12 protein-coding genes are annotated in these 15,369 nt (G+C 53.5%); 5 read left to right on the top strand and 7 right to left on the bottom strand.

Going from position 1 to position 15,369, the window contains the following annotated elements:
• Positions 1-63 precede the first annotated feature (63 nt).
• Positions 64-1,242 carry a mannonate dehydratase gene (gene uxuA, locus LH22_RS12805; RefSeq protein ID WP_038647089.1) on the bottom strand — a complete coding sequence of 393 codons (1,179 nt, stop codon included), beginning with the start codon at positions 1,240-1,242 and terminating at the stop codon, positions 64-66.
• A gap of 373 nt (positions 1,243-1,615) precedes the next feature.
• Between uxuA and LH22_RS12800 the strand changes: the two genes are divergently transcribed.
• Both LH22_RS12800 and LH22_RS12795 read left to right on the top strand, forming a co-directional pair.
• Complete coding sequence (locus tag LH22_RS12800; protein ID WP_038647087.1) at positions 1,616-2,917, top strand: MFS transporter; 1,302 nt, start codon at positions 1,616-1,618, stop codon at positions 2,915-2,917.
• 15 nt (positions 2,918-2,932) lie between these two features.
• Positions 2,933-5,326 (top strand): glycoside hydrolase family 31 protein, encoded by a 2,394-nt coding sequence (locus tag LH22_RS12795; RefSeq protein WP_038647085.1) that lies wholly within the window; start codon positions 2,933-2,935, stop codon positions 5,324-5,326.
• Positions 5,327-5,468: 142 nt separating this feature from the next.
• Here the strand turns inward: LH22_RS12795 and LH22_RS12790 are convergent, their stop codons facing one another.
• Together LH22_RS12790 and LH22_RS12785 are read right to left on the bottom strand one after the other, a co-directional pair.
• Entirely contained in the window at positions 5,469-6,014 is a 546-nt protein-coding gene (locus tag LH22_RS12790) for an NUDIX domain-containing protein (RefSeq protein ID WP_038647083.1), read from the bottom strand.
• A 71-nt stretch (positions 6,015-6,085) separates the two neighbouring features.
• Positions 6,086-6,967, bottom strand: a complete 882-nt coding sequence (locus tag LH22_RS12785; protein ID WP_038647081.1) for a LysR family transcriptional regulator — start codon at positions 6,965-6,967, stop codon at positions 6,086-6,088.
• 103 nt (positions 6,968-7,070) lie between these two features.
• On the opposite strand from LH22_RS12785, the gene LH22_RS12780 reads away from it, so the two are divergent.
• Positions 7,071-8,165, top strand: a complete 1,095-nt coding sequence (locus LH22_RS12780) for a tRNA-dihydrouridine synthase (RefSeq protein WP_038647079.1) — start codon at positions 7,071-7,073, stop codon at positions 8,163-8,165.
• A gap of 62 nt (positions 8,166-8,227) precedes the next feature.
• On the opposite strand, the gene LH22_RS12775 is transcribed toward LH22_RS12780, so the two are convergent.
• The gene (locus tag LH22_RS12775) at positions 8,228-9,130 is read right to left on the bottom strand and encodes a ParB/Srx family N-terminal domain-containing protein (protein WP_038647077.1); all 903 of its coding nucleotides are present in this window, start codon (positions 9,128-9,130) and stop codon (positions 8,228-8,230) included.
• Between the two features lie 132 nt (positions 9,131-9,262).
• Here LH22_RS12775 and LH22_RS12770 point away from each other — a divergent pair, with 132 nt between their 5' ends.
• Positions 9,263-9,895, top strand: coding sequence for a DapH/DapD/GlmU-related protein (locus LH22_RS12770; protein ID WP_038647075.1), 633 nt, complete (start codon positions 9,263-9,265; stop codon positions 9,893-9,895).
• A gap of 2 nt (positions 9,896-9,897) precedes the next feature.
• Here the strand turns inward: LH22_RS12770 and LH22_RS12765 are convergent, their stop codons facing one another.
• Positions 9,898-11,217, bottom strand: a complete 1,320-nt coding sequence (locus tag LH22_RS12765; protein ID WP_038647073.1) for an MFS transporter — start codon at positions 11,215-11,217, stop codon at positions 9,898-9,900.
• Positions 11,218-11,500: 283 nt separating this feature from the next.
• On the opposite strand from LH22_RS12765, the gene LH22_RS12760 reads away from it, so the two are divergent.
• Positions 11,501-12,793 (top strand): Fic family protein, encoded by a 1,293-nt coding sequence (locus tag LH22_RS12760; protein WP_038647071.1) that lies wholly within the window; start codon positions 11,501-11,503, stop codon positions 12,791-12,793.
• A 63-nt stretch (positions 12,794-12,856) separates the two neighbouring features.
• On the opposite strand, the gene LH22_RS12755 is transcribed toward LH22_RS12760, so the two are convergent.
• The gene (locus tag LH22_RS12755) at positions 12,857-14,176 is read right to left on the bottom strand and encodes an NtaA/DmoA family FMN-dependent monooxygenase (RefSeq protein WP_081946732.1); all 1,320 of its coding nucleotides are present in this window, start codon (positions 14,174-14,176) and stop codon (positions 12,857-12,859) included.
• Positions 14,173-15,102, bottom strand: coding sequence for an aliphatic sulfonate ABC transporter substrate-binding protein (locus LH22_RS12750; RefSeq protein ID WP_038647070.1), 930 nt, complete (start codon positions 15,100-15,102; stop codon positions 14,173-14,175). Before LH22_RS12750 ends, LH22_RS12755 begins: the two co-directional genes overlap by 4 nt.
• Positions 15,103-15,369 lie beyond the last annotated feature (267 nt).

Raw genomic sequence — 15,369 nt, 5'->3', positions numbered from 1 at the left:
CCCTACAGCCTACCGATGGATTATAGGGTCGCCATTTATGGCGACCACAACGGCGCTAAGCTTTCAGAAATAAGCGCGATGGATCGCCAGCTCCACACCGCGAATTTCCGCCAACCCTTTCAGACGACCAATGGCGGAATAGCCGGGGTTGGTTTTCTTTCTTAAATCGTCGAGCATCTGGTGACCATGATCAGGGCGCATCGGAATCAAATCCTCCTGACCGGCCGCTTTACGGCGATGTTCTTCTTCAGCAATCGCTTTGATCACGGCGAACATGTCGACATCGCCGCCCAAATGCGCCGCCTCGTGGAAGGTGTTTGGATTCTCTTCGCGTTTGGTTGACCGCAAGTGCGCGAAGTAGATACGCGGACCAAAACGCTTCACCATGCCGGCGAGATCGTTTTCAGCTAAGACGCCATAAGAACCGGTGCACATGGTGAACCCATTCGCCGGACTGGGTACGGTATCGATCATCCACTGCAAGTCTTCTGCATGGGAGACAATACGCGGTAAACCAAGAATCGGACGAGGTGGATCATCCGGGTGAACAGCCATACGAATGCCGACTTCTTCTGCTACCGGAATAATGGCGCGCAGGAAGGTAGCGAAGTTTTCACGTAACTCAGCTTTGCCGATACCGTCATAACGGGCTAATTGCGCACGGAACTGGTCCAGCGTGTAACCTTCTTCTGCACCCGGTAAACCCGCGATGATATTGCGCGTCAGGCGGGTTTTATGCGCTTCGCTCATGGTGGCGAAACGCTCAGCTGCCTGCGCTATTTCAGTGGCGCTGTAATCCTTCTCCGCACCGGGACGTTGCAAAATGTGCAGTTCAAACACGGCAAATTCGATCTGATCAAAGCGCAGCGCTTTCGCGCCATCGGGTAACAGATATTCAAGGTCCGTGCGCGTCCAGTCGAGGATCGGCATGAAGTTGTAGCAGACTGTTTTGATACCGCATTGCGCCAGATTTCGCAGAGACTGCTGATAATGACTGATCCACTTCTGACACTCACCGCTGCCGGTTTTGATCTCTTCGTGAATCGGCACGCTTTCCACCACTGACCACACCAGACCAGCGGCTTCCACGATGGCTTTACGCTGCATAATTTCGTCCACCGACCACACTTCGCCGTTAGGGATGTGGTGCAGGGCGGTGACGATGCCGGTCGCGCCAGCCTGTCGTGCATCGGCAAGAGAAACGGGATCATTTGGGCCATACCAGCGCCAGGTCTGCTTCATGTTGTTACCTCTTCTCGGCCCTGAGATGAAACTCAAGACGATTCTTATATTGGTTGACCTATTTATCAGTTAGCGCACTGTTTATGACATGAATTGCGCTTTCAGGCCCTAAAATTCGACTCTTTGACAGCGGATGTCAACCTGGTTAGCCATTTTGGTTAACCAGATCACAAATGCGGCATCTTACTGGCGACCAGATTCAGCATCTGTGGTTCACTCCTGGCGGATGGTTAGAGATGACTCACTGAAGTCGCTCCTCAACAACAAGCAGCAATTCCTGTGCGGCAGCCAGCGATATTTCCGGTTTATCGATGCCCGCGCAAAGATCACAGGATTTGTAAGCTCATGATGTTAATAAAGATTGGAGAACCAGATGAACCGCAGTTTGAATCCAGGGATCGCTGCCGCTGGCAGCAAACGCACCTTCCGCAATTTGCGCTGGTGGGTATTGGTGTTGTTCTTAGCGGGCGTTACCGTCAACTACATCACGCGTAACTCATTGGGCATTCTGGCACCTGAGCTGAAAACCAGCCTGGGCATCACCACTGAACAATATTCATGGATCGTCGGTGCGTTTCAGCTGGCGTATACCTTCTTTCAACCGATTTGCGGCTGGCTGATTGATGTCATCGGCCTCAAAGTCGGCTTCCTGATTTGTGCTTCGGTCTGGGCGGTTGCCTGTCTGTTCCATGCCGGGGCAGCGAGCTGGGTGCATCTTGCTATTCTGCGCTTTGTCATGGGTGGCGCGGAAGCTGCGGCAACACCTGCCAACGCCAAAGTGTTAGGCGAATGGTTCCCGAAAAAAGAGCGTCCGGTTGCAGCGGGTTGGGCGGGTGTGGGCTTCTCAATTGGTGCGATGCTGGCACCGCCCATCATCTACTTCGCGCACGCCTCTTTCGGCTGGCAGGGCGCTTTCCTGTTCACCGGTTGCCTGGCGCTGGCGTGGGTGGTGCTCTGGTGGTTGCTGTATCGCGATCCGGAAATTCATCCCAATCTGTCTACATCGGAACTCGAATTCATTCGTCAGGATAATGAACCTCCCGCCGTCAAACTCCCTTTCTTCAAGGCACTGAAAAGCGTTTCAAAGAATAAACGTTTTTACGGTATCGCCATTCCCGCTTTTATGGCTGAACCGGCGTGGGGCGTACTGAGTTTTTGGGTGCCGCTCTATCTGGCGAAAGATCTCGGGATGGATCTCAAGCAGATCGCCATGTTTGCCTGGATGCCGTTCCTCGCTGCGGACCTCGGCAGTGTGGCCAGTGGCTATCTGACGCGTCTCTACACCCGTCTGTTTGGTTTTGGACTGGTCAACTCCGTGGTCGCCAGCTCGGTCACCGGCGCTTTCCTGATGCTCTCCCTCGCGCTGGTGGCGATGACTAAAGATCCCTACGTCGCAATTGCGCTGATCTCGATTGGCGGTTTCGGTCACCAGATCATCTCCTGCATGCTCAGCGCGCTGGTAGTGGAGAAATTCGATAAGGGCCAGATGGCCACCGTCAACGGTATGCGCGGTTCCTTCGCGTGGATCTCCAGCTTCCTGTTCTCACTGGTGATCGGCGTCACCGCCGACAAGATTGGCTTTAACCCGCTGTTTGTCGCCATGGGCTTCTTCGACCTGATTGGCGCGGTCTTCCTGATTGCATTTATTGCTGAACGTCGCGCGCAGCGCGCCTGAATAAAGTAGGTAACAATGAAAACCTTAAAGAATTGGTCACTCACACATTCTGATCAACACCATGTTGCGTTAACCGTCGATGGAAAATACACGCTGAACCTGTATGTGCTGGAATCTGGCATGTTCCGTGTCTCGATTAAACGCCAAAGCGGCTATGCGCTGGACCGCACCTGGAGCATTGCGCCAGACAGCGATGTGCCGTGGGAAGGGCGTCCGCGTGACAGTCTGGCAGGCTTTACCCTGCCAGGATTCACGCTGGAAGAAGAGGGCGATACGCTGGTGGTCTCCACCGATGTGCTGCGCGTGATTGTCCATCAGCCGTTGGCGCTGGAGTGGCAACATCGTGATAGCGCTGGCGCCTGGCAACTGCTGACCTGCGACCGCCCAACCAGTGCCTACCTGATTAACGCGCACGGCGATGGCGTGGCGCACTACCAGCGTCGTATGAATGACGATGCCTATTACGGCCTGGGCGAGAAAGCCGGTGACCTGCAGCGCAATGGCAAGCGTTATGAAATGCGTAACCTTGATGCGATGGGTTATAACGCCTCTTCAACCGATCCGCTGTACAAACATGTACCCTTTACCATTACGCGCCGCAGCGAAGTGAGCTTTGGCCTTTACTACGATAACCTCAGCAGCAGCTGGTTCGATCTCGGTAATGAGTTAGATAACTACCATCAGCCTTATCGCCGCTGGCAGGCTGAAAGTGGCGATATTGATTACTATCTGTTTGTTGGCAGCAAAGTGCTGGATGTCACCAAAGCCTTTGTGCGTCTGACCGGTAAAACGCTGTTTGGCCCGAAATGGAGCCTGGGTTACAGCGGCTCCACCATGCACTACACCGATGCACCGGACGCGCAGAATCAGCTGATGAAATTCATCCGGTTGTGCGAACAGCACGACATTCCATGCGACTCCTTCCAGCTGTCATCGGGTTACACCTCGATTAATAACAAACGTTATGTGTTCAACTGGAACTACGACAAGGTGCCGCAACCGGAAGTGATGAGCCAGGCGTTTCACGATGCCGGTTTGCGCTTGGCAGCCAACATCAAGCCTTGCTTATTGCAGGACCATCCGCGCTACGAAGAAGTTGCGGCGCAAGGTTTGTTTATCCGTGATTCGGAACAGGATGCGCCAGAGCGCTCGGTGTTCTGGGACGATGAAGGTTCACATCTCGATTTTACCCATCCGCAGGCGGTGGCCTGGTGGCAGGAAAATGTCACCCAACAACTGCTGGAGAAGGGCATTGACTCTACCTGGAACGACAACAACGAATATGAAGTGTGGGATGGTGAAGCGCGCTGCCACGGTTTCGGCACACCCATTGCCATCAAGCATATTCGCCCGGTGATGCCATTACTGATGATGCGTGCGTCAATGGAAGCGCAGCAGCGTTTTGCCCCAGAGAAGCGTCCTTTCCTGATCTCGCGTTCTGGCTGCGCCGGCATGCAACGCTATGTGCAAACCTGGAGTGGTGATAACCGTACAAACTGGACGTCACTGCGTTACAACATCCGCATGGGCTTGGGGATGAGTTTGTCGGGACTGTACAACGTGGGTCATGACGTGGGTGGTTTCTCGGGTGATAAGCCGGATGCAGAATTGTTCGTGCGTTGGGTGCAAAACGGCGTGATGCATCCGCGTTTCACCATTCACTCGTGGAATGACGATCACACGGTGAATGAACCCTGGATGTATCCGACAGTCACCCCTGCGATTCGTGCTGCGATTGAACTGCGTTATCGCCTGCTGCCCTACCTCTATACTTTGCTGTGGCAAGCACATGCTGATGATGAGCCGATGCTGCGCCCAACGTTCCTCGATCATGAGCAGGATAAACAGACCTTCGCTGAGTGCGATGAGTTTATGCTGGGTCGCGATCTGTTGGTGGCCAGCGTGGTGGAAGCAGGACAGCGTGAACGCCGTTTGTGGCTGCCAGATAACCAAACAGGCTGGTATGACTTTGCGACGCAACAGTGGTACAGCGGCGGTCAGTGGATCACCCTGCCAGCACCGCTGGAAACCCAGCCGATGTTGGTGCGAGCCGGCGCTGCATTGCCGCTCAGTCAGCGTTTGCGTCATGTGGATGCGCAAGCGGATGACCGTCGCACGCTGCAACTTTATCCATTACAGGGTAAAGGCGAGAGCAAAGGCCTGGTATTTGAAGATGACGGTGAGTCCTGGGGTTATCAGCAGGGCAACGCCTTGTGGTTAAGCTGGGAAATGCGCAGCGATGCCGAAGCGATTCACCTGAGTTTCCAACGTAAAGGCGATTACCAGCCTGCCTGGAAAACGCTGCAGATCGCCTTGCCAGCCGGAGAACGGCGCCAGCTTTATATTGATGGCGTAGCGGTTGAAAAAGCGGATGCGCAAAAGGTGCTGGCGGACATCGCGAGTCACTAATCGTCAGCCTTAAGGAGGAGTGTGCAGCAATGCGTACTCCTCAAACTCACGGCGTCCGGCCTTGGCAGTGCGCCCTGGGAATAACACGCAATAACTTCATCAGTTCATTATTCATGAACGACGCCTCAAACTTAACTTTTAATTAATCTATCAACCCTTTCGCCCGCGCCAGCAAAAACGCGGTCACGGAGGTGGCATCGGTGACTTTCCCTGCCAACACCAGTTGCAGAAACTCGCTGATCTTCATTTTTCGCGCGGTCAGCCCAACTTCTTCCGCATCCAGGCTTTGTCCCTGATAGCGCAACTCGCTGGCAAGGTAGATGTGGTATCCCTGCGCTGAATATCCCTGTGCCAGTTTTTGATAGCCAATATACTGCCAGCGATCGGCAATTAACCCGGTCTCTTCTTGCAACTCGCCAGCGGCCAGCGCTTCGGGTGTGGCGCCAGGGTCGAGTTCCCAACTGCCCTGGGGAAGCTCAATGGTGCGTTCACTGATGGGATAACGGTACTGCTCCACCACGAAAATACTGTCCTGCTCTACTGGAAGAATCACTACAAAATCGTTCTTTTCAATCACTGAGTAGATGCCTTCACTGCCATCCGCCCGTTGAATTTTATCTTCTTTAAGCGTCATCCAGCGATTGCGATAGATTTCTGTCGATGCGAGGGTGTGAATTTCAGGTTTCAAGATGGGCCTCCATGAAGTGAATCATTGAATCAATGATTTAAGCTTATAACGGCGGTGCGAGAACAGGGTATTTATCTGTTTTTGTCCATTGCTTGTTTCAGCGCATTAAGAAATACCGTCACGCGTGCGGGTAATTGTCGCGTGGTGGGAAACAGCGCCCAAACACCGAGCATCTGTGGTTGGGCATCGAGTAGATCGATGGCAACCAGTGTGCCTGCCGCCAGTTCTTCCCTTATGTCCCACTCGGATAACTGCGCAATGCCGCTGCCGGCCACACAGAGTGTACGCACACCCTCTACATTACTGCCACTAAAACGCCCCTCCACGCTTAAGCTTGAAATATGTCCATCAATGATGAAGCTCCACTGCACCACACCGGAAAGTCGCAGGCAGTTATGTCTGTGAAGATCATTCAATGTCTGAGGCGTACCAAAGCGTTGCAGATAATCGGGGGAGGCGCACAGCATACGCGGGTTGTCAGCAAGACGATGAGCAACCAGACGGGAGTCACGCAGCGGTGCAATGCGAATGGCGACATCGTAGCCCAATCCCACGAGATCGGTCACATCATCACTGAGCTGAAATTCAATGCGCAGTTCGGGGTTCGCCTCCATTAAAGCAGGTAACAAAGGGATGATGGTGCGACGGCCAAATCCTGAAGGTGCCGTAATACGCAGTTGCCCGGTCGCACCTTGCTGGTGTGGGGAAAACAGATTGCGTGCGCTCTGCTCGGTTTCCGCCAGTGATTTAGCGTAGGGCAGAAACTCTTCCCCCTCTACCGTTAGCGCGATAGCGCGGGTGGTGCGGTGCAGCAGCCGCACGCCGAGATCTTCCTCCAGCGAGGCCAGCCGCCGCGACACTGTCATCGGCGTGGTATTTAGCCGACGTGCCGCCTGCGTCAGGCTACGGGTTTGCGACACCATCAGGAAAACCTCAATATCTTTGGAGTTCATTTTAACGATTTCCGTTATACAGACGTATCATCTTTGGCCATTTTTGCGCTTAATGCGACACACTATACTGCGCACTGATGATAATCAGGAAGCACAAGGCAAAATGGCCGATAAACACTTATTTCAGAGCGGCACGTTAAATCGCCTCGCATTGAAGAATCGCATCATGGTTGCGCCCATGACACGCATCTCTGCCACGGTGGATGGCGTGCCAGGCGACCGTATGAAGCACTATTACACCCGTTTCGCGCGCGGCGGTTTTGGCACCATCATTACGGAAGGATTGTATATCGATGAAGCCTGGTCGCAGACTTACGCGTTCCAGGCCGGTTTAGTGAATAGCCGACAGGTCGCGGGCTGGCGTGCCATTACGGATGCTGTGCATCAGCATGGCGGCAAAATCATCGCGCAACTGATGCATGCAGGCGCGATTTCCCAGGGCAATATCTACCGACGCGATACCCTTGCCCCCTCAGCCGTGCAACCGCGCGGAGAACAGCTGGGCTTTTACCATGGTCATGGCGACTATGCGTTGCCGACAGAAATGAGCGAGGAGCAGATTCAGCAGGCAATTGACAGTTTTGCCGAGACTGCCGCGCGCGCGATTGGTATAGCCGGATTTGATGGCATCGAAATTCATGGTGCGAATGGCTACCTGCTCGACCAGTTCTTCACGGATTACACCAATCAGCGCCACGATCGCTGGGGTGGCGATATCACAGCACGCTTGTCGCTGACCCTGGCGGTGATCCGAGCGGTACGCCAGCGCATTGGCCAGGATGTCACCTTAGGTGTGCGTATTTCACAGGGTAAAGTGAATGATTTCCACCATAAGTGGCGGGAAGGGGAAGCGGGCGCAAAGCAGGTGTTCCGCCTGTTAGCGGAGTCGGGCATTGATTACCTGCACCTCACCGAATATGACGCGCTACAACCCGCGTTTACTGACAATGCACGCTCGCTGGTGCAGCTTGCTCGCGAGGTGGCACCCAGTCTGACCATTGTGGCAAATGGCTCGCTGTCAGACTGCCATCGTGCCTCACAGGCACTGGAACAGGGGGCTGATTTTGTGGCGCTGGGCAAAAGCGCGCTGGCCAATCCTGACTGGCCGATGCGTATCCGTGATACAGCGCCATTGCGTGAGTTCGATAAAAATCTATTAGCTCCTTCAGCAGATGTGAAGGATTGCGAGTTGGTGTAATTATTTAACCGCGCTAAAAGAGGGTGATAAGCACGGGTGTAATGCACACCCCGTGCTTGCCATTACTGTTTGAACGCCCAACCCAATTTGCCATCTTCAGAAATCAGCTTGTCCAATTTCTTCTCGTTCACCTTTTTCATTGCGCCGAGCTTTTCAGCGGTCAGCGCACCGCTATCGCTTTGCGCAATTACCGTGTCTTTGGGAATATCCGTGATTTTTTCGGCAATAGCACTCACTGCTTTGCCATAGCCTTTGCGATCGTGCAGATCGAATGATTTCAGCGGCAGTTCAGTCTCCAGCCATTTACCCCAATAGAATTCAAGGAACGGCGGGGGATTGTCCTCTTTCTCGAAGCCGATATCGCGCACGAAATAGACCAGCGAACGATATTCGTCATCCTGCATGTATTTACGGCCGAGTTCTTTCGGCAGGTCATGCGGGGTGATTTTGCCTTTGGGCGTATCCAGCCAGACCAGATGCGCGGCCTCCATTTGCTGCCAGAAAGCACTCATGGTTTTCAGATTGCGGAAATCATTGGTGATGCGCACCTGCACGCGTGTTTTCAAGCCACCAATGTCAGCAAAGTTACTGAAAGTGTGGTGACCATCCGTGAGGTAGAGTGCATTATCCGGGGCGATGACGGCGGTTTTCATCGGTCCTGGCTGCGCACCCACCGGGGCTTTACAGGTGAAGCTGTCTGGATCTGAGATGCGTGATTTGCTGTTGAACTTGTCTACGCCTTTCTGTCCCATGCTTTCACAAAAATCATCGAACAGCTTTTTGGGATCGGCCTGGTAACGGTGCAGTTTGTAATCCAACTGGCGGTACCCAATCGCGGCTTGCGTGGGATGCAATTGTGATAACTGCACCTGCACGATATCACCCGCTTTGATATCAGCGGGCAGTGCCGCTGACGCCTGACCAGAAGACCACAATAGTGCTAACAGTGACCACGGTGTTCTCATTCCCTTTCCTTAAATGGCCGATAACGAAGCCGCTACGATAGCATTTCTGTCATCTTGCCGCTTTAGTGTTGTGCTTCGCCGTTGACCTGATACATCCCGTTATCCAGACCTCTGACCACATTGGAGCTTGCTATGGCCCTTGCCGCTGTCCAACCGGCTAAACTGCAACACACCGTCATCGATCCTGGCGTGCGTATGCGCGAAACCCACATTGGTCAGCAATGTGAGATTCTCGCCGAAAGTTATCTTGAATATAGCGAGTTGGGTGATTTTTCTTACCTGGGCGAGCACTGTTGTGTCGCTGATGCGCAGATTGGACGTTTCACCGCGATTGCCAATCAGGTGCGTATTGGGGCACCGAATCATCCGATGGATCGCGCTTCCCAGCATCGTTTTACCTACTGCCCGGAATATTATGACCCTCAGGCACAGCGTGATGCGGGTTTTTTTGCCAACCGTCGAGAGGACCGCGTCATCATCGGCAACGATGTGTGGATCGGTCATGGCGTGATAGTGTTGCCGGGCGTGACCGTCGGCGATGGTGCGGTATTGGCTGCTGGCGCGGTCGTCACTAAAGATGTGGCACCTTACACCATTGTTGGCGGCGTGCCTGCGAAACCCATTCGTGGCCGGTTCACGCCAGACATCGCGACACAGTTGCAGGCGATTGCGTGGTGGAATTGGCCGCTGGAGAAGCTGATGGCACATCTGGCGGACTTCCAGTCGCCAGACATTGCTGCGTTCTGCCAGCGGCACGCGGTGTAAAATTACAGCGCCTGCTGTGCTGCTACTGCCGGTGCATCGGACTGCAGGCGTTTCTCGGGTTGCAACAGCGTCATCGCCAGCATACTGCCAAAAGCTATGCAGGCGGTGACGGTGAACATCGCGTTGTAACCGTAATATTCCGCTAACCAACCGCACAACATTGGAGAGATGATCGAGGCGAGATTGGCAATCGCCAGCGTCATGCCGCTATAAGCACCTACTGAGGCCTTCGGCGTCACATCAATCACTACAGACCAATACACGTTATTCACCAGCGCATTGAGCGCGTTACCCAGCGTCATCAGTGCGATGATACCTGTCGCTGAACTCATCCATGGAATCGCCATAAAACAACAGGCGGTCGCGCAGAGCGTGATGGCCGCAAAGACGTTCCTTGCGAGGCGAAGATTGTTAAAGCGTGCCAGCAGTCGATCGGCAATACGCCCGCCGAGCAGGACAGTGAAGCAGGCACCGCTCCACGGAATCATTGCCACGTACCATAACGAATGCAGATCGTAGTGGAAGTTATCCTGCAGATATTTAGGCAACCAGGTCACCAGGGTGAAGGTGATATAGAGGAAGCTGAAATAACCGAGCGCGTTGCACACCAGGGTACGGCTGGTGAAGAAGCGCCACCATGGCAGCGCGCCGTCATGTCGGTTTTCACGCTTTTGTCCATTGATAATCAGCTGCCGTTCAGCCACGTTGGCGCGCGGGTGCAACAGCGGCGTGTCAGTAAAGTTACGCGCAAACAACAGCATGGCCAGCAGAGAGAAAGCACCCAGCAGAATAAACATCATCCGCCAGTCGTTGGTTAACAGCAGCAGTCCTACGGCAATCGGGGCCGTTAACAGCGAACCGACCTGAGTGCTCAGCAAACCGATGCTCAAGGCAAAACCGCGTTCATTATCTGGCGCCCAGTGAGCAATGGTTTTGTTCATCAGCGCATAGGCTGGACCTTCGGAAAAACCAAACAGGATTCGTAACGCGGCAAACCCCATAATGGCTGAACCACCAAATATGGCCATGCCGACTTCTCCGGCCCATGCAGTAGCCATTTCCAGCAACGACCACAGGATGCCCGCCATCAGCCACACCTTTTTAGTACCAAGTCGGTCGGCAAGAAAACCACCACACAGCGAGCCAAACAGATAACCGAAACCGAAATAACTCAGCACCGCGCCCAGTTGGACTTTGCTGAAATGAAACTCTTGGGAGATGGCGTTAGCAGCAAAAGAGAGCGCGCCGCGATCAACGTAGTTAATCAGCGCGATCAAAAACAGCAGTGAAAAAATTGTGTAGCGAGTAGAGGATGCTTGCATAGCGCGACTCCTGAAAAAGAACACAGAAATCATTAAGCAAAGCTGATGCCAAAATGGTAAGGCTGCTAACAACTAGTGAGAGTCTGCAAGGAAAGCCCCAAATGTAATAAGGGTGATCAACAGGTTGCTCATGGTTAGACTCTTTGCACCAGCATGATCACATAAGCGTTCTTTTATAGTGCGGGGAGTCATCAATTTTTTATTTTTTAAAATGAATGCAATATTGGTAACCGCGCACTCTCTCAAGTAAACTCAAAAGTGACTATTTTTGAGATTGCTTGAGATGAGATTACGCCGTCCCCCTAAACAACTGCTTGATACCCAGACCCACGCTGAGACAGTGGAGCTGCTAAGCCGCTATGCTGAGTGGGATATGCGTTATCTGCATTTCGACGAGCTTAGCCGTCGTATCCGGGATGCTGATGAACGGTTGGCCGTGTGGAGCGCGTTAAAATTTAAACGGCAGAGTAGTGCTCAGCACTTCGTGATTGCGTCACAGGAAGTGAGTTGCAACTTTACCGCCAAAATTAACGCGGCCATCTCCCTGGTGGACCGCATGACCTTTGCGCGTAACGGTGAACCGACTGATGAAGACGCGGCTTCCTACCTGATGTCCCAATTGATCATGGAAGAGGCGATTTCTTCCAGCCAGCTTGAAGGGGCCGCAACCACCTCGCGGGTGGCCATGGAATTACTGGCGGTAGGAAGGGAGCCCCGCAACGAAGATGAGAGCATGATCATGGGGAATTGGCGGCTGATGCAGCATATTGCCGCAATGGGCGAGGGGCCGCTGACCCGCGCCGATATCCTGCATATGCATCACATCGCCTGTTCCGGCATCAATGACGAAAAATATCGGCCCGGGGAAGTGCGCAGCAACAATGACGTATTTGTCGCCGGGCGAGATGGCGAAATCATTCATCAACCGCCTGATTATGCCGCACTGAATGGCATGCTGGATGCGTTATGCGCTGAAGTTGAGTTTCTTGAACAGCAGGGTACACACCCGTTGCTGGTCGCGTGTATTCTGCATTTTGCCATTGGTTACATTCATCCCTTCAATGATGGCAATGGACGTACGGCTCGTGGCTTGTTCTATCATCATTTGATCCGTCGTGGCTATCACGCCTTTCGCTATATTTCGATCAGTAAACTCCTCAAGGCTGCCGCCGTTAAATACGGAATGTCTTACCTCTACAGCGAAACGGACGAGCTTGATCTTACCTATTTTGTCCAATTCCAATGTGAAGTCGTCATGCGCGCCGTGCACGCTTTCACAGAGCAAATTACCACGCTGCATCAGGAACGGGCGCGCCTGGTGCATTGGGTCGAAGAGAATATGTCGTTGGCGAAAGGTGAGCTGGATATCATGGCGATTGCGCTGCATGCGCCGGGTTCGCTGTTGAGCGCCGCAGGGGTGAAGGCAAGACTCGGTATCGCAGATAATACCGCGCGCAGTCGGTTAAAAAACCTGGCCGATCAAGGCTTATTGAGACCGATCAAAGAGGGTAAGGGCACGGTGTATCAAGCGCCGGTCTCCTTATGGAAACTCAAAGAGTGGCTAAAAAAACGTTGAGATATCGCAAGTAATCGCAAAAAGCATAATTTTTGCGATTGCTTGCGATCATCAGCGAACGTATCAATGAAAGCGATTAGCCGGCTTAGCAAGGCCTAAACGTTCGCGCAGTGTGCCCGCAGCATAATCCTGATGAAACACCCCTGCATCTTGCAAGCGCGGTACCACCTGGCTGAGGAACAGATCTTCATTTTCATCAATATAGGTGGGGAGAATGACAAACCCATCACAAGCCTGATGTTGGTACCAATCGATCATCTGCTGCGCGATATGATCCGCCGTGCCAGTGGGTGAAGGGAACGACAGGCTCTCCGCATAACGTTTCGCCATCTCGCCAAGCGTCAGATTTTGCTCGATCGCGTTGGCAATGACATATTGGAATCGGCCTTTACTGCCGGTGATCTGTTCACGCAAATCGGGCACCGGTCCATCCACCGGATACTGTGACAGGTCGATATTCATGCTGGCAGAGACAAAACTAAGGCCGGATTCCACGGTGATCAGTGATTTGAGATATTCAGCACGATCGCTGGCATCCCGTTCGCTGTGGCCAACAATGGGCACTAAACCCGGCATGACACGGAGTTGATCGGGTTGGCGATGGTAGTGTTGCGCACGTTCTTTAAGGGTTTGATAAAATTGCTGCGCGCGTTCCCGGTTAGGTTGCACCACAAACAGCATCTCTGCGTGTTGGGCGGCCAAATCGATAAAAGCATCAGAAACACCGGCCTGAATCACCACCGGATGCCCTTGCGGCGGACGGGGCAGGTTTAGGGGACCCTGCACCTCAAACGATTCACCCTGATGGTCGAAGCGATGAAAACGCGCCGGGTCGGCAAAGCGTGCGCGGCTTTTATCTACCACCAACGCATCCTCTTCAAAGCTGTCCCAGAGGGTTTTCATCACATCGATGAACTCTGCCGCTCGGCGATAGCGATCCTCATGGCTGAAGTGCTGGCTGCGGCCGAAATTACGTGCTTCGGCATGAGTCAGTGAGGTCACCACGTTCCATGCCGCGCGCCCATTGCTGATATGATCGATGTTGGCCAACTGCCGCGCGGTGGTATAGGGTTCGGAATAGGAGGAGGAGACCGTACCGCCTAAGCCAATACGATCGGTGACCGCTGCCAGTGCGGCCAGTAAGGTGAGCGGCTCAGACCAACCCACCTGACGATGCTGCACGGTATGTGCCAGATGTCCACCATACACATCATCAATCGCTAACTTGTCCGCCACAAAAATCATATCGAGCTTTGCCGCTTCAGCGCGTTGGGCAATTTTACGGTACAGCGGCCAGTTACGGCCGCCGGTTGTGGCGGCCTGCGGATGACGCCAGCCCCCCTGATGGATGCCTGAGTCGAGATACAACGCCAGATTCATCATGGTTTAGACGCTCCCTGTTTTTCAAAAAATGATGCATCAACCAGGCTGCTTGCTTGCAGGCCGGGTTTGATTAATCCGCTGCGCGCGAAGGTATCTATGGCGGCCTGCTGGCGCTGTGCCACCAGCGCATAGTCTTCAACCGGGGCATTGTTTTCACGCTGAACTTTACTCAGAGCGACGTTATCAGGCAGGCGCAACAACGATGCGATGCCATTGGCATACTCCTGCGGGTGAGCCACGCCCCATGCGCGAGCGCGTATCAGGCGTTGCCGAAAATCACTCAGCTCCGTACGTTTACTGCTGATCGCACTATCGGTGGCCACCAGATAGTTGGAGACGGGGGCCTCCTTACCGTCGATAGCGATGCGATCACCTGACTGAGCTACCGCAAAGGAGACATAGGGTTCCCATGTCGCCACGGCATCCACTGCGCCGTTATCCAGTGCTAATGTCGCTTCAGCAGGCGTGGTGAAAACAAAGTTAACGCTGTCATCAGGTAATCCGGCTTGGTGAAGTGCGTTGAGCACCATGTTTTGGCCTGATGAGCCTTTCACCGTGGCCACTTTTTTACCTCTGAGATCGGCAATGCTACGAACAGCGCTGTCCTTTTTGACCAGCAATCCGTTGCCCAGATATTGCGAGGCCTGAATGGCGCGAATTTTAGCGCCTGCCGCTACCGCAAAAGCCAGCGGACCATCACCGACTAATCCCGCATCCAGATGCTGAGAATTGAGTGATTCAAGCAAGGGAGCGGCGTTAGGAAACTCGTACCATTTGATCTCATAAGGCAGATTGTTGAGTTCACCGGCGGCGGACATCACCGCTCGGGCGTTGCCTTTTTGATCGCCCACCACGAGTTCGGTTTTGGCAGCAAAAGCGTTGAAGGTGATGGCCAGCAATGCGCTGGCGATAAGCGTAACTTTCATCGTGTTTCCCTGAGAAAAAAGAAAACAGCGTAAGTTTTCCGCTACAGCAGGCGTAGTAACAAATCCGCGCAACGTTATGCAGTGAGCGCAAAAGCCGCAACGGGTAAAAGATCACGCATCGGGCGTTATCAAAAAATGCGATTTATCCCCACTAATGATTAATTCTCACGACGAAAAATAAAACGTGATTTCAGTCACACATTGAACTCGGCGGGATTCATCAGTCATTAGCCCGGCTACATTCATAAGCGGAGCTAACGACACACT

The organism is Pantoea rwandensis (genome assembly GCF_000759475.1).
In the GTDB taxonomy this organism is placed as follows: domain Bacteria; phylum Pseudomonadota; class Gammaproteobacteria; order Enterobacterales; family Enterobacteriaceae; genus Pantoea; species Pantoea rwandensis_B.
This window is presented reverse-complemented; position numbering and strand designations above follow the sequence as displayed.